This window comes from Knoellia sp. LjRoot47 (assembly GCF_964253435.1).
Classification (GTDB): domain Bacteria; phylum Actinomycetota; class Actinomycetes; order Actinomycetales; family Dermatophilaceae; genus Knoellia.
On the sequence record NZ_CAXUQS020000001.1, the window covers coordinates 154,980 to 176,903 of the forward strand.

Below are 21,924 nucleotides of genomic sequence, written 5' to 3' on the forward strand. Positions count from 1 at the left end.
GGAGCAATGCCTGACACCGCTGCACCCGTGAGCGACGAGGCCCTGCGCGCCGCTCTCTCCACCGTCAACGACCCCGAGATCCGCAAGCCGATCACCGAGCTCGGGATGGTCGAGTCCGTCGAGTGCGACGAGACCGGCCGGGTGGCCGTGACCGTCCTGCTCACCATCGCCGGCTGCCCGCTCAAGGACACGCTGACCAAGGACACGACCGCAGCCCTGATGAAGGTTCCCGGTGTCACCTCGGTCGACGTCACCCTCGGGGTGATGTCGGAGGAGCAGCGCGCCGAGCTGCGCACCAACCTGCGTGGGGGTGCCGCCGAGAAGGAGATCCCCTTCGCCAAGGCCGGCAGCCTCACCCGCGTGTATGCCGTCGCGTCGGGCAAGGGCGGCGTCGGCAAATCCTCGGTCACCGCCAACCTCGCGGCCGCCCTCGCCGAGCAGGGCCTCAAGGTGGGCGTCGTCGACGCCGACATCTACGGCTTCTCGATCCCCCGCATGCTGGGCGTCGAGCACAAGCCGACCCAGGTCGACGAGATGATCCTGCCGCCCATCGCGCACGACGTGAAGGTCATCTCGATCGGCATGTTCGTGCCCGGCAACCAGCCGGTCGTGTGGCGCGGACCGATGCTCCACCGGGCCCTCCAGCAGTTCCTCGCCGACGTCTTCTGGGGTGACCTCGACATCCTCCTGCTCGACCTCCCGCCGGGCACCGGCGACATCGCGATCTCCGTGGCCCAGCTCATCCCGGGCGCCGAGATCCTCGTCGTCACGACGCCGCAGCAGGCCGCGGCCGAGGTGGCCGAGCGCGCCGGCGCGATCGCCGTGCAGACGCACCAGCGCGTCGCCGGCGTCATCGAGAACATGTCCTGGCTCGAGCTGCCCGACGGCAGCCGTCAGGAGATCTTCGGCTCCGGTGGCGGTCAGGTCGTCGCCGACTCGCTCACCCGGAGCATCGGCGCCCCGGTGCCGCTCCTCGGCCAGATCCCGCTCGACACCTCGCTGCGGATCGGCGCCGACCAGGGCAGCCCGGTCGTGCTCGGCGAGCCGACGTCCCCCGCGGCCGTGGCGCTGCGCGGCATCGCTCGTGAGCTCGGCAACCGTTCGCGTGGCCTGGCCGGGCGTTCGCTCGGCCTCACACCCGCCGGACGCTGAGTCCCCTCCGGCTGCCCGGCCGGGGTGGTCGGAGAAGGTGAGGGTCAGGTCGCGTCGACGTCGTAGGGCGTCGGACGCATCGGGTCCCAGGCCACCGGATCCTGCTGGATCCAGGGCCGCTCGCCGCCGAACGCCGACACCTCGCCGATGTCGTCGTTGGTCCCACCCGACTTGAGCGTGGACGCGGCGTCCTCGAGGGGCTCGACGAGGGCCTCGCGCACGATGCGGCGCGGGTCGTACTGGCGCGGGTCGTACTGGCGCCAGTTGATGTCCTCGTAGTCCGGCCCGAGCTGGTCCTTGAGCTGCCCCTTGGCGCCCTCGGCCATGACCCGGGCCTTCTTGATCATCTGGGCGAGCTTCTGGGCGTACTCGGGGAGCCGCTCCGGCCCAAGGACGAAGACAGCGATGAGGGCGAGGAGGACGATCTCCCAGCCGTTGATGCCGAACACGCGGTCCTCCCGTGCGCCCTGCGGCGCGTCAGTCGCTCCTGCCCTGGAGGACCATCTTGACATCCCGTGGCTTGCCGTCGCGCACCACTGTCAGGGACACCGTCGAGCCCACCGGCTTGGACCTGATCGCGACGACCAGCGCGTCGGGGTTGCCCATGGGGCGGCCCTCGAAGGCGGTGATGACGTCGCCGGCCTCGAGACCGGCCTTGTCCGCGGGCCCACCCGGCGTGACGGCGGGGGTCTCGTCGGTGTCGGCACCGATCTTGACGCCCTCACCCTGGTAGGTGCGGTCGAGGATGACGCCGATGACCGGGTGCTCGGCCTTGCCCGTGCGGATGAGTTGGTCGACGGTGATCTTGACCTGGGCGCTGGGGATGGCGAACCCGACGCCGATGTTGCCGCTCTGGCCGCCGATGGTCGAGCCGGCCACGCGGGCGATCGCCGTGTTGATCCCGATGACGCGGCCCTTCATGTCGAGGAGCGGACCGCCGGAGTTGCCGGGGTTGATCGCGGCGTCGGTCTGGATGGCGTTGATGAACGACTGGTCGCTGGCCTCGCCCGGCGTCACCGGCCGGTTGAGCGCCGAGACGATGCCGGTGGTGACGGTCGACTCGAGGCCGAGAGGGGCACCCACGGCGATGACCGGGTCGCCGACGACGACCGTGCTCGAGTCCCCCAGCGGAAGCGGCGTGAGGTCGGTGCGCTGGACCTTGAGGACGGCGAGGTCGTAGGACACGTCACGACCGACGATGGTCGCCTTGGACTGCTTGCCGTTGGACAGCACGACGGTGATCTCGCCACCCGAGGCGGCCGAGGACACGACGTGGTTGTTGGTGACGACGTGGCCCTTGTCGTCGAGCACCCAGCCCGAGCCGGTGCCGTCGCCACCCGTCGCCTCGACGCGGATCGTCACCACGCTCGGGGTGGCGTTCGCCGCGATGTTGGCGACGCTGCCCTCGGGTCGTTCGGTCGCCCCCGCGCCGGGTTCGGGTGCCGAGCCGTCGTCCGAGCCACGGCTGAGGTCGAGGCCGTCGAAGCGGTCGGTCGAACCGACCCAACCACCGAGCAGCCCGCCGCCGAGACCCGCGAGCAGCGCGGCCAGGCCGGCGATGAGGAAGACGCCGGGCCATCCGGGACCACCGCGCGAGGTGGAGGAGGCGGCCGGTGACGACACGGCATACGGATTCGGTGTCGCCGTGCTCGCATGCGGACCGTATGCCGTGTGCCCACCCTGTGCGGGCGAGGCCGCCTGCGCGGCTGCGGGCTCACTGGCCTCGGTCCACCACGTGGGCGCCGCGGGCTCCTGCGGGGGAAGCAGCGGGGCCTGGCCGGGCGCCGGACCGATCTCCTGCGTCCGGTTGAGGTCGACCTCGGTGGTGTCCTGCGGGTCCGCGCCGGACGTCTCGTCGAAGCGGCGGGTGCTGTCCTCGGTCATGTCCGAGATTCTGCCTCGCACAGCTCCAGATCTCGCAGGGAGGTGCGACCCGTCCACGCGGTCGACACGACCCGGAGGCGGGTCGCACCAGTGGCTGCGCTCGAGCCGGCGGCGGGGCGCACGCTCGGGGTGGCCCCACCGACCGACGTCGTGAGGGCCCCCGGGGCGGAGACGCTGAGCGACCAGGCGACGGCTGCGGTGGCACCCGCGGCAGCGGTGGCGAGGGCTGCGGACCGCAGCGGACTGCGGTGCGCGGGCGGCGCCGATGGCGGCACCATCTCGAGTGGTGCGCGCGCCCCGGTCGGGGCCGTCGCCGGTCCGGGCATGGACGAGGCGAGAGCGACGAGCTGCGCGTGGAGGCTTCCGGGCATCGAGGGGCACCCGGACGCGAGGAGCGTCTGGAGGCGACGCTCACCGGCGACGGCGTGCTGGCAGTTCACGCACGAGATGAGGTGACGGTCCCACGCCGCGGCGCGCTGCTCCGAGAGGTGCCCCGACACGTAGTCGGAGACCTCGTCGAGGCGGCAGCGCGCGGAGCGCGAGAACGTCATCACACGGCACCTCGCGCAGGGGTGAGGAGGCCGGGGCGCATGGCCGAGCCGCCGGTGGTGGCGGCCTGACGGGCCTCGGGAGCCCGGTGCGCGAGAGCCTCGCGCAGCTGGGCGCGGCCGCGGTGGATGCGCGAGCGGACGGTGCCGAGCTTGACGTCGAGGGTCGCGGCGATCTCCTCGTAGGACAGCCCCTCGATGTCGCAGAGCACGACGGCGGCCCGGAAGTCGGGCGCGAGCGAGTCGAGCGCCCGCTGGACGTCGTCATCAAAGTGCGTGTCGGCGTAGGACTGCTCCGGGCCGATCTCACGGCTGGGCAGGCGCGCCGCCGACTCGTCGGAGAGGGCGTCGAAGCGGATGCGCTGCTTGCGGCGCATCTTGTCGAGGAAGACGTTGGTGGTGATGCGGTGCAGCCAGCCCTCGAACGTGCCGGGGCGGAAGGTGTGGAGGGAGCGGAAGACCCGGATGAAGACGTCCTGCGTGAGGTCCTCGGCGTCATGGACGTTGCCGGTGAGGCGGTAGGCCAGGCGGTAGACGCGCGCTGAGTGCTCCTCGACGATCTGCTCCCAGGTCGGCGGCGTCCACTCCCCCGTGATCGCGCCTGCATCGGTGGTCATCGTCGTCCCCTGCTCGGTTGCCCCGTGGCTGTCCATACACCGATGTCTACGTCCCGGAGCCGGGAAATGTTCCGGAGGATCCTGTACGGCGGCTGTGAGTCCGGAGATGGGTCCACCCACGAGTAGGGTTCCGCTTCATGAGCACCCTCAAGCCTGCGAGCTGGACCTACGCCGAGGACTTCGTGACCGAGCCCGAGGCGATGGAGCAGGCCCGGGCCCGCGGCCTGGCCTTCGACGCCGCCTCGCCGGTCGGGACGGGTGCCGGCGCCACGCTGCGCATGCTCGCTGCGGCCATCCGCGCCAAGCACGTCATCGAGGTCGGCACCGGTGCAGGCACCTCCGGCCTCTGGGTGCTCGCCGGGATGCCCGACGACGGCGTGCTCACGACGATCGACATCTCGCCCGAGCACCAGCGTGCGGCGCGCGAGGCGTATGCCGGTGCCGGCTACCCGACCCAGCGCACCCGCGTCATCACCGGTCGCGCGACCGAGGTGCTCCCGAGGATGACCGACGGCGCCTACGACATGGTCGTCATCGACGCCGACAAGGGGAGCTACCCGGCATACGTCGAGCACGGGATCCGGCTGCTGCGCAGCGGCGGCGTGCTCGCCCTCGACAACATGCTGTGGCACGACAAGGTCGCCGACCCCGCGGCCCGCGACGCGGACACGACGACGCTGCGAGACCTCGGCAAGTCGCTGAGGGACAACGAGGACCTCGTGCCGAGCCTGCTCCCCGTGAGCGACGGACTGTTCGTCGCCGTCAAGCGCTGAGGTCGCGCAACAAGTGTCAGGCGTGGGCGTCGACGTGCGGGCCGGCGCCGCGGCGGAAGCCCGCGGGCCCCTCGGCGATCGCGACGACCTCGAACTCCTCGATGACGGTCGGTGACGAGCCGATGAGCTCGGAGCCCTTGGACTCGGCGGCCGTGGCCTCGAACTCCTCGCGGAAGACCTTGCGCTCCTGCTCGCTGTCGAAGACGTAGGTTCCCTCGAACCACTCGCCCTCGCGCATGCGCCACACCTTGAAGGCGAGCCCGTCGAGGAACATGAACTTCGCGATCGAGGTCCCGACGACATACTCGCGCAGGCGGTCGGGGGCGTCCTCGGGGGCGTTCTCGAGCGACCAGCGCACAGCCAGTCCGTATCCGGCGTTCATGAGAGACCTTCCAACCATCGCAGCAGCAGGCGGGCGCCGAACCCCGTCCCACCCTTGCCGTGGACTCCGGAGTCGACATCGGAGCGGCCGGGGCCGGCGATGTCGAGGTGTGCCCAGCGGCGCTCCCCCACGAACTCGCGCAGGAACAGTGCCGCCGTGATGGACCCACCTCCGACGGAGGGGCCGATGTGGCTGATGTCGGCCACGTCGCTCTCCAGTGCCCGACGGTAGGCGGCGACGAGCGGGAACGGCCACAGCGTCTCACCTGCTGTCTCACCCGCCTCCCGGAGATGGGACGCGAGCTCGTCGTCGGTCGCGTAGACCGGAGCCATCGAGCGGGCGAGGGCCACGCGGGCAGCGCCCGTGAGCGTGGCGATGTCGACGACGACGTCGGGGTCGAGCTCGGCGTCGGCATAGGCGAGCGCGTCGGCGAGGACGATCCGCCCCTCCGCGTCGGTGTTGCCGATCTCGGCGGTGCGGCCTCCGAAGTGGGTCACCACGTCACCCGGCCGGTACGCCGCGCCGTCCACCATGTTCTCGGCGAGCGCGAGCAGGCCGGTCACCCGGACCGGGACCTCGAGGTCGCGACAGGCGGCAAGGACGGCGAGGACGATCGCCGACCCCGACATGTCGGTCTTCATGGCGAGCATGCCTTCCGGCGGCTTGACCTGGAGGCCACCCGAGTCGAACGTGATGCCCTTGCCGACGAGCACGACGTGGGGAGTGCTCGCCTCCGCACCCTCGGGTGCGTAGCCGAGCTGGACGAGGCGCGGCGGCGTGGCGGAGCCGCCGCCGACGGCGAGCAGCCCGCCGAAGCCGCCTTGGCGCAGCGCGGACTCGTCCCAGACGCGGACGTCGAGACCCGAGCGCTTGGCCACCGTGCGTGCCTGTCGGGCCATCCACGCCGGGTTCTTGATGTTGGAGGGGGTGTTGGCGAGGTTGCGGGCCACCAGCGTGGCCCCGGCGCGTCTCACGGAGCGCTCGACGACGTCGGCCTCGGCGCCGACGAGCACCACCTCGTCGGCGACCTCGGCCCCGGGTACCCACCCGCCCTCGGTGTAGCGCGCGGGCGCCCAGCCGCCGAGGACCGCTCCCTCGACGAGCGCTGAGTGCCCGGCCTCGTCGGACGACGGGGCGAGGACCACGACCTGTGCACGCCCGCGGACCGCCCGACCGGCGGCGGCCCCCGCCGCACGGAGGTCGGCCGGCGCACCGGAACCCAGCCCGACGAGGACGAGGACGCGGGCGGACTGCTCGCCACGCGGCATACGGACGAGGGTGGAGGCACCGGCGGAGCCACTCGGCTCGTGGGTCTCCACGAGGACGTCGGGGTCGAAGCCGGCACCCTCGAGCGCCTCGCGCGTGCCGGCGTCCCACGGCTCGTCCCCGGCGAGGATCCCCACGACGAGGGCCAGGTCGTCCGGGTCGCGGTCGGCGAGGACGTCGACGAGGGGTCCGTCGCTGGCGGACCAGGTCGGGACGGACGGGGCGAGGAGGTCTTCGGCAGGCACGGCCTCGACCCTACCGACGGCGAGAGGGCCCCCACCACGGCGGTGGGGGCCCTCGTCACGTCAACGGCGGACGGTCACTTCTTCAGCGCCTCGCAGTCGTCGATCGCCTGACCCAGCGCACGCACCTCGTCCGGAGTCATCTCGACGACGAGTCGGCCACCACCCTCCAGGGGCATGCGCAGCACGATGCCGCGGCCCTCCTTGGTGACCTCGAGAGGGCCATCGCCCGTCCTGGGCTTCATTGCCGCCATGGGTGTTCCCTTCGTCGGCGTAGCGCATGGTCATGCGTCACGTGTTCGCGTCCCGGCGTTGGCGCACCGGTCTCGCGTCCATTATCCCCGGTCGTGCAGGCGTGACGAAATCGGGTACCCCGCACGGGTCACGGTGGACGCGATCCCCACGGCGTGTAGGTGAGCAGCACGCACGTCCACCACACGAGACCGAGGACGACGGGAACGAGCAGCACGGCCACCCTCCGGCGCCAGTGCGTGACGATGCGTTCTCCCGTCGACGTGCGCATCGCCACGCTCGCGAGGAGGGCGGCGATCGGGAAGTCCAGGAGGAGGAAGCGCCACATGCTCGTGATCGGCCGGACGACCGCGAAGAGGTAGGCGGGGTAGGCCAGAGCCCACGCGCGCACCTCGACGGGGAGCCACCTCCCGTGCCGCCCGAGGATGAGCGCGATGTAGGTGCCCGCGAGCGCCACGAGGACGAGCACACCGACGATCCCGCGAGCCTCCCACGCCCACTGGATCCAGAGGATGAAGGGCCCGGACGCCGGCTTCTGGCCCCACGCCTCCTGCACGTCGAAGAAGGCCGTGGGGATGCCGCTGACCACGCCGACGGTCACCGGCCAGGCGAGGCCCGAGAGCCCGGTGACGACGAGCATGAGCGCGGCCGACCAGCGGGCCCCTCGCAGCGGCGCGACGCCCGCCTCCCGCTCCTCGCGGATCCGGACGACGAGGTGGATGAGTGCGGCGCAGCCGATCGCCGGGGCCACGCCCCGGGTGAAGCCGAGCGGGACCGCGAGGGCTGCGACGACGGCATACCGGCGCCTCATGAGATAGAGCAGCGAGGCCGCGACGAGGACGACCGCGAGGGGCTCGGTGTAGGGCTTGAGCATGACGCCGGTCGCCGGGTAGAGGCACCACATGCACGCAGCGACGAGGGCCAGCCGCTCCCGGCCGGGCCGCGGAGAGACGTGCAGGCCGTGCCGGAAGATCGCCCAGATGAGGACCGCGCCGAGTCCGCCGAGCACGACGTTGAGACCGACCGCCGCGACCGTGAACGGCAGGCCGAGCGCCATCAGCCCCTTCACGAGGAACGGGAAGAGCGGGTAGAACGCCCATGCGCTGTAGGTCAGCTTGCCGGTGTCGGGGTCGGCCGGCAACGGGACCGGATAGCCCTGTGTCGCAATGGTTTCGTACCACTCGGCGTCCCAGAGCGAGATGAGGTCGCCGACGTGCGGCGCGAGGTGCCCGACGCCGGCCGGGTTCTGGAACCACGTCGCGGCGACCCACATCGCGCCCACAGCGACAAGGCGGGAGACGACATAGGCGAGGAGCACCGTCCGCACCGGATGGGCGAGCGCGACGCTGCCGAGCCGGCGTCGTCCTGCGACCGTGAGGACCGACATCGAGTGGCGGGCCGCCTCCGGCTCCGTCGACTCCACCGGCTCGGTCGCGGTGGTCACGTCCGCAGCCCTCGCACGTCCCAGACGTAGACGTCCTCGACCTGGACGGGCTCCCCCAGCACCGTGACGAGCGAGTCGCGCAGCGCCGCGGTCTGGTCGCGCATCGGCAGCACCACCGTGTCCGTGCGCCAGGCCCCGAGGTCCGCGAGGAACTGCACGCGCTGCGCGTCCGTCGCCGGGGTCGCGACGTTGGCGGCGTTGACGTCGTAGAGCCACAGCGAGAGGGGACGCCGGGTCGCGCCGTACTGGCCGCCCCGGTCGGGCTGGCCGTTGGGCCCGACGAAGTAGCCCTCGACGATGGGGAACGCGAGGGTGTCCGCGGCGAGCTGCCAGTCGAAGGCCCGCGCATCGACGATGTCGGTCGGCGGCACGGCGAGGATCGACCCGCCGTGGCTCCAGTCGCGCCAGGCGTCGCCGGTGAAGAAGGTCGGAACCGCCGGCCGGGGGTCGACCTGGAGGGGAGTCGGCAGGATCGGCAGGAGGGCCACGGCGGCGGCCGCGGTGACCGCCCACCCGGCGACACGGGGCTCCAGCCACGACGGCAGCCTCGGCCCCTCGGTCCCGCCCTGGGGCGTGGTCGCGCCGAACGGCGCCGCACGGAACGCCGCGTCGATGCCGATGGCCACCAGCCCGGCGAAGGCCGGGATCGCGATCATCGCGAAGCGCGTGGGCAGCACGTTCTCGAGGACCGGGAGCTCGTCGAAGAGGGCCCACGGAGCCGGTATGCCGGTCGGCCGGCCCCGCATGACCACCTCCTCCCCCAGCGAGAGCCAGGACGCGGTGACGGCGAGGACGGCGAGCGCCTGCACGACCGGCCGCCGGAAGAGGACGACGGTGATGAGTCCGGCGAGGACCCACAGCGGAATGCCGAAGAACGCGTTCTCCTCGGTGCGGTTCATCGACAGGGCCGCAGACGACCACGGGTCGGTCCCGATGGTGCGGGTGGCTCGACCCCACAGCGACGCGAGGTCGTTGCCCCCGGGCAGGTGATAGATCGAGGTGTAGCTCTGCCGCCCCGAGAACTGCCACCACAGCGGCACGGCGACGAGGAGCAGCGAGAGTCCGGCCCCGATGGCGACGCCGGGCACCATTCGGGCGACGTCGAGCTTGCGGTGCACGAGCAGGACGAAGCCGACGACGAGCATCCCCATGGCGGCGAGGAGGAGCGGCTCCTCGCCGATGAAGATCTGCCACGTCACGAGCAGCCCCAGGACGATGCCGTCGCGCACCCGCCGCTCCCCCTCGGCGAGCCGGAGGAGCCGGTCGAGGATCACCGGGATGAGGAACAGCGCGATGAAGTTGGGGTGCCCGTTGGCGTGCGACACCATCGCCGGGGCGAAGCCGGTGACCCAGCCACCCACCGCCGCGGCCGGGCGCACGAGCCCTCGACGACGGAGGAACCAGTACCAGGCGGCGGCGGTGCCGGCGAGGCCGAGGAGCTCGACGACGAAGAAGGTCACATGGGCGCCGAGCACGAGGGTGAGCGGTGCCAGCGGGATGCCGAGCCCCGTCACCGCCGCGTTGGCCATGAGGTTGACCCCGTCGGGGAAGTTCTGGCGGTCGCTGAACAGCGGGTTGGAGAGGGTGGCGACGTTGTGCGCCGACGCACCGAAGTACCACTCGAACGCCTGGTGGTCCTGCACGCCCTGCGAGAGGTAGCCCGACGACATCCGCGTGACGAGGTTGGACAGCACGTGCAGCGCGGTGCCGACGTAGACCGCGACCACGACGAGGTCGATCGTCCCCCACCCGATGCCGCAGGCTGGGGTTCGCGCGTCCGCAACGGTGGTCGAGGACCCGGCCACCTCTGCGGACGCTGCGACGACCGGTGCCGCTGCCGCCGCCGCTGTCGGTGCCGCTGCCGCCACCGCTGTTGGTGCCGCTGTCGCTGGTGCCGAAGACGGGGCGTATGCCGGGTGCTCGCCCCAGGCGTCCGTCCCACCTGCGAGGAGCGCGTCGTTGGCGGCGATCTGGGCGTCGAGCCGGGCCAGGGCCTCGTCGACCCGCCTCGTCGGGTAGCCGACGAGCTGCATCCGGAAGACGTCCTCGGCCCCGGCGCGAGAAACCGCCTCACGCCGTGCGAACAGCCCGGCGATCGCGGCGGCGCAGGCGATGACGGGCAGGCTGAGGAGCAGCGCCCAGGTCACGACTCTCCCCCGACGAGCCGGTCGACCACGCGACCGAAGACGACCCGCCCCGCGACGTCCGCGATGGGCCGCGTCAGCCGGCGCAGGCCCGGGATCCCGTCGAACCACAGCTCCTCGGTCCACGTGAGACGGGACCCACCGGCATACGGCGTGACGACGGCCTCGGCCCACCCGCGAAGGAGACCCGTCTTGCGGATCCGCCACCGGCGCGGCGCGTCCCACTCCTCGACGACCATCGGGTCGTCGAAGTGAAGCGGCCCGAGGGCGGTCCGGACGGTGAAGTGCCAGCCGACCGCCGGCTCGCCGGGGTCGGCGAGGGTCGTCGTCAGCGGGACGGTGTCGGCGTGGTCGGCGAGGGCTGCGACCCGCGCCCAGAGCTCGGCCGGCGACAGCGCACTCTCACGCGTGAGGGTGAACATGACCGTCCCGCTCGCTGGCTGAGTCCCGCCCGACGGCGGAGCGCTGCTGCTCGCCGCTCAGCGCGCGCTCCTGGTCGGCGAGCCGATGGCGCCGGGCGTCCAGCGCGGCGTCGACGTCCTCGGCGGCGTAGCCGTAGACCGTCGTGCCCAGGCTCAGCCGGTCGACGTCGGAGCTCGTGGGTGCATCCGGCAGCTCGAGCGGTGGGACGGTGCGGGTGGGCTCGGCGAGCAGGGCCGGGGCGACCCGCCCCGTCGCGACGAGCGCCGTCATCGCGACGACGGCGACGGCGAGCAGTGCGAGGGCGACCCATTCCACGTCGCCGATCCTAGGCGCGGGCCACCCGGCGCGGGCCACTCGGCGGCTCACTCGGCGTGCGTACCCGTGCCCTCGGGGGGTTCGGCCGACAGGGCCCGGTCCGACTCGACGATGATCGCGATGGCCTCGTCGACGTCGTCCGTGACGCTGATGAGGTCGAGGTCCTTCGCGCTGATCGTGCCGGCCGCGAGCGCCGAACCACGGAGCCAGTCGAGGAGCCCCTTCCAGTAGTCCGAGCCCATGAGCACGATGGGGAACGACGTGACCTTCTGGGTCTGCACCAGCGTGATGGCCTCGAACACCTCGTCGAGCGTGCCGAAGCCGCCGGGGAGGACGACGAAGCCCTGCGCGTACTTGACGAACATCGTCTTGCGCGCGAAGAAGTAGCGGAAGTTCACGCCGAGGTCGACGTACTCGTTGAGGCCGGTCTCGAAGGGCAGCTCGATGCCGAGACCGACGGACGTCCCGCCCGCCTGGCACGCACCCTTGTTGGCCGCCTCCATCGCTCCCGGGCCACCACCGGTGATGACGGCGTATCCGGCGCCGACGAGACCGGCGCCGAGGCGTTCGCCGAGGGCGTAGGCGGGGTCGTCGGGACTCGTGCGCGCCGAGCCGAAGACGCTCACGGCCGGGCCGAGCTCGGCGAGCGCGCCGAACCCCTCGACGAACTCGGACGTGATCCGCATGACCCGCCACGGGTCGGCGTGCACCCAGTCGGCCGGACCGCGGCTGTCGAGGAGCCGCTGGTCCGTCGTCTCGTGCGGCACGCGGGAGCGGCGCATGACGACCGGTCCCTGGAAGTAGTCCTGAGAGGCGTCCCAGTCCTGCTCGTCGGTGTCGGCCGGCGGGACGGGCTCAGCGGCGGGGTCGGTCCGGGGGTCGGGGGTCGCGTCGCTCACGGCACCAACCTAGGCGAGCCACCTGAGCATGGCCGCCTCTGCCGACACGAGCTGGTCGACGGGGCAGCGCTCCTCGTCGTGGTGGGCGAGGTTGGGGTCGCCGGGGCCGAAGTTCACGGCGGGCACGCCCATCGCCTGGAAGCGGGCGACGTCGGTCCAGCCCTGCTTGGCGATGACGTCCACGCCGAGCGCCTCGACGAACGCCTTGGCGGCGGGCAGGTCGAGGCCGGGCCGCGCTCCCCCGGCGTTGTCGGTGACCTCGAACGTCAGCCCGTCGAAGACCTCGTGCATGTGCGCGACGGCCTCCTCCTCACTGCGGTCGGGCGCGTAGCGGTAGTTGACGCTCACGGTGCAGCGGTCGGGGATGACGTTGCCGGCGATGCCGCCGCTGATGCTCACGGCGTTGAGGGCCTCGCGGTACTCGAGTCCGTCGACGGTCACCGTCCTCGTCTCGTATGCCGTGAGCCGGCTGAGGATGTCGGCCGCGTCGTGGATGGCGTTGTGCCCGTTCCATGGTCGCGCCGAGTGAGCGGCTGCGCCCTTGGTCGTGATGTCGATCCGCATCGTGCCCTTGCACCCGCCCTCGACGATGGCTCCGGTCGGCTCGAGCAGCACGGCGAAGTCGGCGTCCTCGATGAGCTCGGGCGCCTGTTGCTGCACGTGGAGCAACCCGTTGTACTCGCTCTCGATCTCCTCGCCCTCGTAGAAGACGTAGGTCACGTCGCGGCTCGGGGTGGGAACCGTGGCGGCGAGCCGCAGCTGGACGGCGACGCCGCCCTTCATGTCGACGGTGCCCCGACCCCACAGCACCTCGCCCTCGCCGTCACCCCCGGGGAGGCGGCGCACCGGGAGGTTGGGCGGGTCGGTCAACGGGACCGTGTCGATGTGTCCGGCGAGGACGACCCGCTCGCCGTGCCCCTGCTCGGTGCGCGCGACGACGGTGTTGCCGATGCGCGTCACCGTGAGGTGCTCGAGAGGTGTGAGGGCAGCCTCGACGGCGTCCGCGATCGCGGCTTCGTCCTGGCTCACCGACTCGATGTCGCACAGGGCGGCGGTGAGGGTGACAACGTCGGCGGTGAGGTCGAGCGGCATACGCCAGACCCTACCGACGCGGCGTGGACCCGCTCACGTCAGACCGGCCGGTCGAAGTCCCGGCCCGTCCCGACCGCGAAGACGTCCATCGTGATCTCGGCGGTGGTGCGGGGGTGGAGGGTGGGCATGTCCCCGACCGTGCACTCGAGCAGGCCCCACATCATCTCGGCCGTGCTCGCGGGTGCCGCCGCCACCGCGACGTCGAGGTCGCGCCAGACCACGGCGAGCCGGATGCCGTCGTGCTCGACCACCCAGTGGCCGAACGCATCGTTGAACGCGTCCCAGTTCGGCCCGGCCCACTCGGCGAGGCCGAACACCTCGTGGAGGTGCGCGTGCGCGGAGGCTCGGCTCGTCATGCGGGAGCCCTCGAGGACGAGGCGTTCGTAGTCCCACCTGCGCAGGAACGCGTCGAGCTCGGGCTCGACGTCGACGTGTACCCGCCAGAGCGGACCCGAGGTGAGCCAGGGCAGCTCGGTGCGGACCGGCGGTCGCGGGAACGGCATGCAGCCAGCCTAGGGGCGGCATCTAGGCTGACGGACATGACTTCGCGCGCGGCACACGGCTACGGCCTGCTCACCCTCCATGGCGGCTCCGTCCTCGACGTCTGGTTCCCGGCCCCCGCGCTCGGGGCGGGCGACGGTGCCGTGGAGCCCACCGGGCTGTCCGCGCTGGCCGTCCCCGACGAGGCCCGCGGTGTGACTCGCGAGGTCAGGCTCGTCGAGGTCGACCTCGACTCCGCTCCCGCCGACACGACCGACGCGTGGCTGCGGCTGCACCTCCTGTCGCACCGGCTCGTCCAGCCCAACTCGGTCTCGCTCGAGGGGCTCTTCGGCGCCCTCACCAACGTCGTGTGGACCAACCACGGGCCCTGCGCCGTCGAGGGCTTCGAGTCGACCCGTCTCGCCCTGCTCGCGCGCGGTCCGGTGCAGGTGTTCGGGGTCGACAAGTTCCCGCGGATGACGGACTACGTCCTGCCCTCCGGCGTGCGGATCGCCGACGCCGACCGCGTGCGCCTCGGCGCCCACCTCGCCAGCGGCACCACCGTGATGCACGAGGGCTTCGTCAACTTCAACGCCGGCACGCTCGGCAGCTCGATGGTCGAGGGCCGCATCTCCCAGGGCGTCGTCGTGGGCGACGGCTCCGACATCGGTGGTGGCGCCTCGACGATGGGCACCCTGTCGGGCGGCGGCACCGAGCGTGTCTCGATCGGTGAGCGCTGCCTCCTGGGGGCGGAGTCGGGCCTGGGCATCGCGCTCGGCGACGACTGCGTCATCGAGGCCGGCCTCTACGTCACGGCCGGAACCAAGGTCACGCTCCCCGACGGGACGGTCACCAAGGCCAGCGAGCTCTCCGGCCAGTCGAACCTGCTCTTCCTGCGCAACTCGGTCACCGGCACCGTCGAGGCCCGGCCGCGCGACGGCCACGGCATCGTCCTCAACTCCGTGCTCCACGCCAACGACTGATGGGCTCGAGCCGCCGCGCCCTCACCCTCGCCGAGGAGCGCCCGCGCCGCGGGCCCGCCCGGTGGGTCGCGCGCGGGCTCGTGCTCGCCCTCGTGGCCCTCGTGGGACTCGGCGCCTGGTTCGGCGGGAAGAGCCTGTTCCAGAACGTCCTGGGGACCCGCTGCCAGGCCACCGCGGCCGGGAACTCGGTGGACTTCGACCCCGAGCAGATGAGCAACGCCGCCACCATCACCGCGATCGCGCTGCGCCGTGGCCTCCCGGCGCGGGCGGCGACGATCGCGCTGGCGACCGCCATCCAGGAGTCCAAGCTGCGCAACATCCGCTACGGCGACCGGGACTCGGTCGGGCTCTTCCAGCAGCGCCCGTCGCAGGGCTGGGGCACGGTCGAGCAGATCCTCGACCCCGAGTACACGACGAACAAGTTCTACGACGCCCTCGTCAAGGTCAAGGGCTGGGAGACCGGCACGATCACCGTCGTCGCCCAGAAGGTCCAGCGCAGCGCCTACCCCGAGGCCTATGCCGATCACGAGCAGGAGGGACGCATCCTCGCGTCGAGCCTTGCCGGACACTCCCCGCGCGGTGTCGGCTGTCGACTCGACGACCCCGAGGGCGAAGCCGACGTCGCCCTCATCGGACGCCTCCTCGACGCGGAGTACAAGCTCACCGCGAGCGGCGGCGCCGGTGGCAGGCTCACCGTCCAGGCCCCGAGCGACCAGATGGCCTGGTCGGTCGCCTCGTGGTCGGTCGCCAAGGCCGTCGACACCGGCATCACCGGCGTGACCATCGGCGACCGGACGTGGACCCGCAGCCGGGACTCGTCGGCCTGGGAGTGGCGCACCGCCAGCACCCCGGTGGGCGCGCAGGAGGTCGTGCTCCACCTCTCCTGAGGCCGTGCCCTGTCCGCGCACGCAGGGGATTTGCACCCTCACCCTCATGAGTGCAAAATTGCACCATGACCGCAGGAAGTGCAATCTCCCGACGTGAGCAGACCTCCCGTGTCATCACTCGTTGCGCCCAGGACCTCGCGGTCGAGCACGGCTTCGACGGCTTCACCCTCGAGGACCTCGCCGAGCGCGCAGGGGTCTCGCGCCGGACGCTGTTCAACTACTTCCCGGGCAAGGAGGCCGCCGTGCTCGGCGGTCCGGCGGCCCTTGACCCCGACGTCCTCGAGGCGTTCGTCGCGGGCGGGCCCGCCGCCACGACCGCCGCAGGCGCCGACACCCCAGCCGGCGACACCATCGCCTCCCCGACCGGCAACCGGCTCCTCGAGGACCTCGCCACGCTCGTCGTGAGCACCTACACCCGCGAGGACCCCGACCGCACCGACTGGCACCGGGTCCATGCGCTGTTCGAGCGCAACCCACGCCTCATCGCCGCCGCCAAGGACCGCTTCGAGGCCCTCGTGGGCGAGGTGCGCGCCGCGACCGAGGCCCGCGAGCACCTCCCCGCCGGGCACCCACGCGCGCGGGTCGCCGTCGCCGTGATCGCCGGCATCTTCCACGACAGCCTCGGCCGCTTCCTCGCCGACGAGGACATCGACTTCCCCACCGACTTCCTGGCTGGTGTCGACGAGGCCACCCGACTGCTGCGCTGAGCACGACTGAGCACGACCCTGCAGGACCCGCGGTCGCCGACGCCCGCACCCCCCACCCCACCCACTCCACCAAGGAGCGACTCCGTCATGGCGACGTACCTCTACCGACTGGGCCGGACGGCATACCGCCGTTGGCCGTACTTCCTCGCGGCCTGGCTCGTCGCGCTCGTCGCCGTCGGCGGCGTCGCGGCGACGTTCTCCAAGCCGATGGTCGACTCGTTCTCGATCCCCGGCATCCCCTCGGAGCAGGCGCAGGAGCTCCAGCAGGAGCTCTTCCCGAGCTCCGGGGACGCCTTCGACCAGGCGACGGCCACGGTGGTCCTCGCCGCGCCCGAGGGCCAGCGGCTGTCCGACCCCGCGAACGCCGCGACGGTCGACGACCTCCTCGCCCGCCTGCGGGACGTGCCCCAGATGCCCGCCGCCGACTCCCCGGCCGGCGCCCAGCTCGTCAGCCCCGTCGCAGCGGCGCAGGGTCAGCGCGAGCAGATGGTCGCGGCCGCCAGGGAGCAGGGCCAACCCGTCGAGCAGGCCGAGGCCAACGCCGCCGCCCTCTCCCCGCTCAGCACGGACGGGCGCATCGGGACCGTGACGTGGAGCTTCGACGTTGCCAGCGTCACCGACGTCGAGCCCGCCACGCAGGACGCCGTCCTCGCCGCCCTCGACACCGCACGCGACTCCGGCCTCACCGCCGAGGTCGCCGGCGCCGGCATGCAGAGCTTCGCCCCGCCCGGTGGCACCTCGGAGCTCATCGGCATCGCCATCGCCGCCCTCGTCCTCGTGCTCACCTTCGGATCGCTCGTCGCCGCCGGCCTGCGCATCGTCACCGCGCTCGTCGGGGTCGGCATCGGGTCGCTCCTCGTCGTCGGTGCGACTGCCTTCTGGGAGCTCGGCACGATGACTCCGACCCTCGCGACGATGCTCGGCCTCGCCGTCGGCATCGACTACGCGCTGTTCATCCTCAGCCGCTACCGCAGCGAGCTGCGGCACACCGACGACCGCGCCGAGGCCGCCGGACGCGCGCTCGGGACCGCGGGCTCGGCCGTCGTCTTCGCCGGGCTCACCGTGATCATCGCCCTGACCGCGCTGTCGCTCGTGCGGATCCCGTTCCTCACGACGATGGGTCTCGCCGCCGCCGCGACCGTGCTCGTCGCGGTCCTCATCGCGCTGACGCTCACCCCGGCCATCCTCGGCATGCTCAAGGGCAAGGCGTTCGCCGGTCGCGTGCGCCGCGAGACGTCCGACGAGGGCGAGGTCGTGAACAACGGCGTGCGCTGGAGCCGGCTCGTCGGCCGGGCCCCGGCCCTCGTCGCCGTCGTGGCCGTCGTGGTCCTCGGCGCGCTCGCCGTCCCCATGAAGGACCTCCACCTCGCCCTGCCCTCGGACTCGACCGCGCCGAGCGAGACGACGCAGCGCAAGGCCGCCGACCTCATGACCGAGGCCTTCGGTCCGGGCCGCCAGGGTCCGCTCGTCCTCGTCGTCGACGCACGGAAGGTGAGCGACCCCGCGGAGCGCTCCGCGGCATACGGAGAGGTCGTCGCGTGGGCCTCAGGTCAGGACGACGTCGCCAACGCGCAGGTCGTCGGCATGAACGAGGCCGGCACCGGCGCCCAGGTCCTCATCACCCCGAGGAGCGGCCCGGACGACGAGGCCACCCTCACCCTCCTCGACGACCTGCGTGGGTCGAGCGCCAAGATCGAGGCCAACACCGGGACGACGGTGGGCGTCACCGGCCTCACGGCGATCCAGACCGACGTCTCGGAGAAGCTCCAGGGCGCCCTGCTCCCCTACCTCGCGGTGGTCGTCGGGCTGGCGTTCCTCCTGCTCATGGTGGTCTTCCGCTCGGTGCTCGTCCCCCTCACGGCCACGCTGGGGTTCCTGCTGTCGGTGCTGGCCACCCTCGGCTCGACGGTCCTCGTCTTCCAGGAGGGACTGGGCGGGCTGTTCGAGGGCGCACCACTCATGAGCTTCATGCCGATCCTCGTCATCGGGATCGTGTTCGGGCTCGCGATGGACTACCAGGTCTTCCTCGTGACCCGGATGCGTGAGGCGTTCGTCCACGGCGACAGCGCCCGCGAGGCGGTCGTCGACGGCTTCCGCCACGGCGCCCGTGTCGTCGCGGCGGCCGCGGCCATCATGATCTCGGTGTTCGCCGCGTTCATGCTCCAGGACGAGCCGCTCATCCAGTCGATCGGGTTCGCCCTCGCGGCGGCCGTGTTCTTCGACGCCGTCATCGTGCGGATGACCCTCATCCCGGCGCTCATGTACCTCATGGGCGACAAGGCGTGGTGGCTGCCGCGCTGGCTCGACCGCCTCCTGCCCGACGTCGACGTCGAGGGCGAGAAGCTCGGCCGCCCCGGTCGTCACCCGTGGGCCGGGTCCGACGAGCCCGAGCTGGTCGTCGCGGGCCTCGGCTCGCGCGCCTGACCGGTCCGCAGACGCCAGAGCCCCCGTCCCGCATCGCGGGTGTCGGGGGCTCTTGCGTATGCCGTCCGGCTGGCTGGCGCTGTCTGCTCGCCGGCGTGGCCGGGCTCGACGGCGCAGGCGGCTCAGCGACCGGTGATGGCGCGGTACTCGCGCTCGGTCTCGCCGGTGTAGATCTGGCGCGGACGGCCGATCTTGGTGGCCGGGTCCTCGATCATCTCGCGCCACTGGGCGATCCAGCCCGGCAGGCGGCCGAGCGCGAAGAGGACCGTGAACATCTTGGTCGGGAAGCCCATCGCCTTGTAGATGAGGCCGGTGTAGAAGTCGACGTTCGGGTAGAGCTTGCGCTCGATGAAGTAGTCGTCCTCGAGGGCGCGCTGCTCGAGCTGCAGGGCGATGTCGAGGAGCGGGTCGCGCACGCCGTCCTTGTTGAGGATCGTGTCGGTCGTCTTCTTGATGATCGCGGCGCGCGGGTCGTAGTTCTTGTAGACGCGGTGGCCGAAGCCCATGAGCTTGACCCCGTCCTCCTTGTTCTTGACCTTTGTGACGAAGGTGTCGACGTCGCCGCCGTCCTTGAGGATGCCGTCGAGCATCTCGAGGACCGCCGAGTTGGCGCCACCGTGCAGCGGGCCGGAGAGGGCGTGGATGCCGGCCGAGACCGAGTTGAAGAGGTTGGCGTGGGCCGAGCCGACAAGGCGGACTGTCGACGTCGAGCAGTTCTGCTCGTGGTCGGCGTGGAGGATGAGGAGCTGGTCGAGCGCCTTGACCATGTCGGGGTCGATGTCGTAGTCGGTCGCCGGGACGCCGAACGTCATGCGCAGGAAGTTCTCCTGGAGCGACAGCTCGTTGTCGGGGTAGAGGAACGGCTGGCCGATGCTCTTCTTGTAGGCGTAGGCCGCGATCGTGGGGAGCTTGGCGAGGAGGCGGATCGTCGAGATCTCGACGTGCTCCTTGTCGAACGGGTCGAGGCTGTCCTGGTAGAACGTGCCGAGCGCCGAGACGGCCGACGACAGGACGGGCATCGGGTGCGCGTCGCGCGGGAAGCCGTTGAAGAACGCCTTGAGGTCCTCGTGGAGCATCGTGTGCTGGCGGATGCGCGCGGTGAAGTCGTCGAGCTCGGACTGCGTGGGCAGCTCGCCGTAGACGAGGAGGTAGGACACCTCGAGGAAGCTGGACTTCTCGGCGAGCTGCTCGATCGGGTAGCCGCGGTAGCGCAGGATGCCCGCGTCGCCGTCGATGTAGGTGATCGCACTGTTGCACGACGCGGTGTTGACGAACCCGATGTCGAGGGTGGTGTCGCCGGTCTCCTTGAGCAGGGCCGAGATGTCGTACCCGTTGTTGCCCTCGGTGGCCTTCACGAGGGGGAAGCTCAGTTCCTTGTCGCGGACCTGGAAGGTCGCGGTCGAGGCTGCGTCGGTGCTCATCGTCTCTTCAATCCTCACGTCTCGGGCGAGCTCGCAGTGGGCGCCGCTCGCGCACCAGTGACGCTACCTCAGAGGCTCACGACGGCGAAAAGCGCGTTCGGGATCAGGACCCGGCGCCGAGCCGCGCGGCCGCCGCGGCGATCCGCTCGTCGGAGGCGGTGAGGGCGATCCGCACGTGCTCGCGACCGGCCGTGCCGTAGAACGTCCCGGGGGCAGCGAGGATGCCCCTCTCCGCCAGCCGACGGAGCGTGGTCCAGGCGTCCTCGCCCGCGGTCGCCCAGAGGTAGAGGCCCGCGTTGCTGTGCGTGACGTCGAGCCCGAAGGCGCGCACGCCCTCGAGCAGCATCGCGCGCCGCGCGGCATACGTGGCCTTCTGCGCCTCGACGTGCGTTGCGTCGCCCAGAGCCGCTGCCATCGCGACCTGGACGGGCCACGGGACGATCATCCCGGCGTGCTTGCGCACCTCGAGGAGCCGTCGCACGAGGGTCGGGTCGCCGGCGACGAACGCAGCGCGGTAGCCCGCAAGGCTGGACTGCTTGGACAGCGAGTAGACGCAGAGGAGACCCTCGTGCGAGCCGCCCGTCACCCGCGGGTCGAGGATCGAGGGCGTCGTCGGAGCCGTCTCGGAGCCGCGTTCGGTGCGCCAGTCGAGCTCGGCGTAGCACTCGTCGCTCGCCACGACGACGCCGTTGCGTCGCGCCCAGGCGACGACCTTGGCGAGGTGCTCGAGTCCGAGGACCTGGCCGGTGGGGTTGCCAGGAGTGTTGAGCCACAACAGCTTCGGCGTCGTCGACGTCGTCAGGGGCCCGAGGGCGGCGAGCCCGTCGACGACCTGGGGCGTCGCTCCCGCGAGCCGGGCGCCGACGTCGTAGGTCGGGTACGCCGCCGACGGGAAGCCGACGATGTCGCCAGAACGCAGACCGAGCAGCGTCGGCAGCCACGCGACGAGCTCCTTGCTGCCGATGGTCGGCAGGACGCCGTCGGGGTCCAGGTCGGGGACGCCGCGGCGGGTCGCGAACCACCGCGCCACGGCCTCACGCAGGGCCGGGGTCCCCCAGGTCTGCGGATAGCCCGGCGCGTCCGACGCCGAGCGCAGCGCCTCCTGCACGACGTCGGGGGTCGGGTCCACGGGCGTGCCGACGGAGAGGTCGACGAGGCCCAGCCCGTCGTCCGTGGCAACAGAACTCGCCCGCTCCTTGACCGGAGCGAGCGAGTCCCAGGGAAAGTCAGGAAGCGAGAAGGTCACTCGTCGTGTTCCTGCGGCGGGAGCGCCGCGATCAACGGGTGGTCCTTGGGGATGAGCCCCATCTTCGCCGCGCCACCGGGGCTGCCGAGGTCGTCGAAGAACTCCACGTTGGCCTTGTAGTAGTCGGCCCACTGCTCCGGGGTGTCGTCCTCGTAGTAGATGGCCTCCACGGGGCAGACCGGCTCGCACGCACCGCAGTCGACGCACTCGTCGGGGTGGATGTAGAGGGACCGCTCACCTTCGTAGATGCAGTCGACGGGGCATTCCTCGATGCAGGCCTTGTCCTTGAGGTCGACACAAGGCTGCGCGATCACGTACGTCATGCCGCCATAGTATGCCGCTC

General features: G+C 71.7%; 23 protein-coding genes. 6 read left to right on the forward strand and 17 right to left on the reverse strand.

Going from position 1 to position 21,924, the window contains the following annotated elements:
- Window positions 1-6 precede the first annotated feature (6 nt).
- Entirely contained in the window at window positions 7-1,152 is a 1,146-nt protein-coding gene (locus tag ACSQ11_RS00690) for an Mrp/NBP35 family ATP-binding protein (RefSeq protein ID WP_436002092.1), read from the forward strand.
- A gap of 44 nt (window positions 1,153-1,196) precedes the next feature.
- Here ACSQ11_RS00690 and ACSQ11_RS00695 read toward each other — a convergent pair whose 3' ends face one another.
- Genes ACSQ11_RS00695 through sigE form a run of 4 tightly spaced genes read right to left on the reverse strand, consistent with a single transcriptional unit; the run spans window position 1,197 to window position 4,237 of the window.
- Window positions 1,197-1,601, reverse strand: a complete 405-nt coding sequence (locus ACSQ11_RS00695; RefSeq protein WP_436002094.1) for a twin-arginine translocase TatA/TatE family subunit — start codon at window positions 1,599-1,601, stop codon at window positions 1,197-1,199.
- A gap of 28 nt (window positions 1,602-1,629) precedes the next feature.
- Window positions 1,630-3,036 (reverse strand): S1C family serine protease, encoded by a 1,407-nt coding sequence (locus ACSQ11_RS00700; protein WP_436002096.1) that lies wholly within the window; start codon window positions 3,034-3,036, stop codon window positions 1,630-1,632.
- Entirely contained in the window at window positions 3,033-3,587 is a 555-nt protein-coding gene (locus ACSQ11_RS00705) for a hypothetical protein (protein WP_436002098.1), read from the reverse strand. Before ACSQ11_RS00705 ends, ACSQ11_RS00700 begins: the two co-directional genes overlap by 4 nt.
- Entirely contained in the window at window positions 3,587-4,237 is a 651-nt protein-coding gene (gene sigE / locus ACSQ11_RS00710) for an RNA polymerase sigma factor SigE (protein WP_436002100.1), read from the reverse strand. The genes ACSQ11_RS00705 and sigE overlap by 1 nt, the downstream gene beginning before the upstream one ends.
- A 101-nt stretch (window positions 4,238-4,338) precedes the next feature.
- On the opposite strand from sigE, the gene ACSQ11_RS00715 reads away from it, so the two are divergent.
- Window positions 4,339-4,974, forward strand: coding sequence for an O-methyltransferase (locus ACSQ11_RS00715; protein ID WP_436002102.1), 636 nt, complete (start codon window positions 4,339-4,341; stop codon window positions 4,972-4,974).
- Window positions 4,975-4,990: 16 nt separating this feature from the next.
- Here ACSQ11_RS00715 and ACSQ11_RS00720 read toward each other — a convergent pair whose 3' ends face one another.
- From ACSQ11_RS00720 to ACSQ11_RS00765, 10 genes are all read right to left on the reverse strand, one after another.
- Window positions 4,991-5,356, reverse strand: a complete 366-nt coding sequence (locus ACSQ11_RS00720) for a hypothetical protein (protein WP_436002104.1) — start codon at window positions 5,354-5,356, stop codon at window positions 4,991-4,993.
- On the reverse strand, window positions 5,353-6,867 hold the full coding sequence (locus ACSQ11_RS00725) for a leucyl aminopeptidase family protein (RefSeq protein ID WP_436002106.1): 1,515 nt from the start codon (window positions 6,865-6,867) through the stop codon (window positions 5,353-5,355). The genes ACSQ11_RS00720 and ACSQ11_RS00725 overlap by 4 nt, the downstream gene beginning before the upstream one ends.
- Window positions 6,868-6,941: 74 nt before the next feature.
- On the reverse strand, window positions 6,942-7,118 hold the full coding sequence (locus ACSQ11_RS00730) for a DUF3117 domain-containing protein (RefSeq protein ID WP_082569572.1): 177 nt from the start codon (window positions 7,116-7,118) through the stop codon (window positions 6,942-6,944).
- Between the two features lie 128 nt (window positions 7,119-7,246).
- Complete coding sequence (locus ACSQ11_RS00735) at window positions 7,247-8,560, reverse strand: hypothetical protein (RefSeq protein ID WP_436002109.1); 1,314 nt, start codon at window positions 8,558-8,560, stop codon at window positions 7,247-7,249.
- Window positions 8,557-10,707 (reverse strand): hypothetical protein, encoded by a 2,151-nt coding sequence (locus ACSQ11_RS00740; protein WP_436002111.1) that lies wholly within the window; start codon window positions 10,705-10,707, stop codon window positions 8,557-8,559. The genes ACSQ11_RS00735 and ACSQ11_RS00740 overlap by 4 nt, the downstream gene beginning before the upstream one ends.
- Window positions 10,704-11,126, reverse strand: coding sequence for an SRPBCC family protein (locus tag ACSQ11_RS00745; protein ID WP_436002113.1), 423 nt, complete (start codon window positions 11,124-11,126; stop codon window positions 10,704-10,706). The genes ACSQ11_RS00740 and ACSQ11_RS00745 overlap by 4 nt, the downstream gene beginning before the upstream one ends.
- Window positions 11,107-11,442 (reverse strand): hypothetical protein, encoded by a 336-nt coding sequence (locus ACSQ11_RS00750; protein WP_436002115.1) that lies wholly within the window; start codon window positions 11,440-11,442, stop codon window positions 11,107-11,109. Before ACSQ11_RS00750 ends, ACSQ11_RS00745 begins: the two co-directional genes overlap by 20 nt.
- Window positions 11,443-11,489: 47 nt before the next feature.
- Window positions 11,490-12,341, reverse strand: coding sequence for a TIGR00730 family Rossman fold protein (locus ACSQ11_RS00755; RefSeq protein WP_436002117.1), 852 nt, complete (start codon window positions 12,339-12,341; stop codon window positions 11,490-11,492).
- 9 nt (window positions 12,342-12,350) lie between these two features.
- Entirely contained in the window at window positions 12,351-13,433 is a 1,083-nt protein-coding gene (dapE, locus tag ACSQ11_RS00760; RefSeq protein ID WP_436002119.1) for a succinyl-diaminopimelate desuccinylase, read from the reverse strand.
- Window positions 13,434-13,471: 38 nt separating this feature from the next.
- Window positions 13,472-13,936, reverse strand: coding sequence for a barstar family protein (locus ACSQ11_RS00765; protein WP_436002121.1), 465 nt, complete (start codon window positions 13,934-13,936; stop codon window positions 13,472-13,474).
- Between the two features lie 36 nt (window positions 13,937-13,972).
- Here ACSQ11_RS00765 and dapD point away from each other — a divergent pair, with 36 nt between their 5' ends.
- From dapD to ACSQ11_RS00785, 4 genes are all read left to right on the forward strand, one after another.
- On the forward strand, window positions 13,973-14,896 hold the full coding sequence (dapD, locus tag ACSQ11_RS00770; RefSeq protein ID WP_436002123.1) for a 2,3,4,5-tetrahydropyridine-2,6-dicarboxylate N-succinyltransferase: 924 nt from the start codon (window positions 13,973-13,975) through the stop codon (window positions 14,894-14,896).
- Window positions 14,896-15,783, forward strand: coding sequence for a hypothetical protein (locus ACSQ11_RS00775; RefSeq protein WP_436002125.1), 888 nt, complete (start codon window positions 14,896-14,898; stop codon window positions 15,781-15,783). The genes dapD and ACSQ11_RS00775 overlap by 1 nt, the downstream gene beginning before the upstream one ends.
- A 65-nt stretch (window positions 15,784-15,848) precedes the next feature.
- Window positions 15,849-16,490 carry a TetR/AcrR family transcriptional regulator gene (locus ACSQ11_RS00780; RefSeq protein ID WP_436002126.1) on the forward strand — a complete coding sequence of 214 codons (642 nt, stop codon included), beginning with the start codon at window positions 15,849-15,851 and terminating at the stop codon, window positions 16,488-16,490.
- Between the two features lie 87 nt (window positions 16,491-16,577).
- Window positions 16,578-18,914, forward strand: coding sequence for an MMPL family transporter (locus ACSQ11_RS00785; RefSeq protein ID WP_436002128.1), 2,337 nt, complete (start codon window positions 16,578-16,580; stop codon window positions 18,912-18,914).
- 122 nt (window positions 18,915-19,036) lie between these two features.
- Here ACSQ11_RS00785 and ACSQ11_RS00790 read toward each other — a convergent pair whose 3' ends face one another.
- The 3 genes from ACSQ11_RS00790 to fdxA form a co-directional block, all read right to left on the reverse strand.
- Entirely contained in the window at window positions 19,037-20,335 is a 1,299-nt protein-coding gene (locus ACSQ11_RS00790; protein ID WP_436002130.1) for a citrate synthase, read from the reverse strand.
- 103 nt (window positions 20,336-20,438) lie between these two features.
- On the reverse strand, window positions 20,439-21,581 hold the full coding sequence (gene dapC, locus ACSQ11_RS00795; RefSeq protein WP_436002132.1) for a succinyldiaminopimelate transaminase: 1,143 nt from the start codon (window positions 21,579-21,581) through the stop codon (window positions 20,439-20,441).
- A complete protein-coding gene (gene fdxA / locus ACSQ11_RS00800) occupies window positions 21,578-21,904 on the reverse strand; it encodes a ferredoxin (protein WP_035947089.1) in 327 nt (108 codons plus the stop codon). The genes dapC and fdxA overlap by 4 nt, the downstream gene beginning before the upstream one ends.
- Window positions 21,905-21,924 lie beyond the last annotated feature (20 nt).

Bases quoted from the DNA above. Each gene is read 5' to 3' on its own strand.
- ACSQ11_RS00785 (WP_436002128.1), top strand. From the start codon at position 16,578: ATGGCGACGTACCTCTACCGACTGGGCCGGACGGCATACCGCCGTTGG.
- ACSQ11_RS00720 (WP_436002104.1), bottom strand. From the start codon at position 5,356: ATGAACGCCGGATACGGACTGGCTGTGCGCTGGTCGCTCGAGAACGCC.
- fdxA (WP_035947089.1), bottom strand. From the start codon at position 21,904: ATGACGTACGTGATCGCGCAGCCTTGTGTCGACCTCAAGGACAAGGCC.
- ACSQ11_RS00780 (WP_436002126.1), top strand. From the start codon at position 15,849: ATGACCGCAGGAAGTGCAATCTCCCGACGTGAGCAGACCTCCCGTGTC.
- ACSQ11_RS00705 (WP_436002098.1), bottom strand. From the start codon at position 3,587: ATGACGTTCTCGCGCTCCGCGCGCTGCCGCCTCGACGAGGTCTCCGAC.
- sigE (WP_436002100.1), bottom strand. From the start codon at position 4,237: ATGGACAGCCACGGGGCAACCGAGCAGGGGACGACGATGACCACCGAT.
- ACSQ11_RS00775 (WP_436002125.1), top strand. From the start codon at position 14,896: ATGGGCTCGAGCCGCCGCGCCCTCACCCTCGCCGAGGAGCGCCCGCGC.
- ACSQ11_RS00745 (WP_436002113.1), bottom strand. From the start codon at position 11,126: ATGTTCACCCTCACGCGTGAGAGTGCGCTGTCGCCGGCCGAGCTCTGG.
- ACSQ11_RS00730 (WP_082569572.1), bottom strand. From the start codon at position 7,118: ATGGCGGCAATGAAGCCCAGGACGGGCGATGGCCCTCTCGAGGTCACC.
- ACSQ11_RS00690 (WP_436002092.1), top strand. From the start codon at position 7: ATGCCTGACACCGCTGCACCCGTGAGCGACGAGGCCCTGCGCGCCGCT.
- dapD (WP_436002123.1), top strand. From the start codon at position 13,973: ATGACTTCGCGCGCGGCACACGGCTACGGCCTGCTCACCCTCCATGGC.
- ACSQ11_RS00765 (WP_436002121.1), bottom strand. From the start codon at position 13,936: ATGCCGTTCCCGCGACCGCCGGTCCGCACCGAGCTGCCCTGGCTCACC.
- ACSQ11_RS00700 (WP_436002096.1), bottom strand. From the start codon at position 3,036: ATGACCGAGGACAGCACCCGCCGCTTCGACGAGACGTCCGGCGCGGAC.
- ACSQ11_RS00715 (WP_436002102.1), top strand. From the start codon at position 4,339: ATGAGCACCCTCAAGCCTGCGAGCTGGACCTACGCCGAGGACTTCGTG.
- ACSQ11_RS00790 (WP_436002130.1), bottom strand. From the start codon at position 20,335: ATGAGCACCGACGCAGCCTCGACCGCGACCTTCCAGGTCCGCGACAAG.
- dapE (WP_436002119.1), bottom strand. From the start codon at position 13,433: ATGCCGCTCGACCTCACCGCCGACGTTGTCACCCTCACCGCCGCCCTG.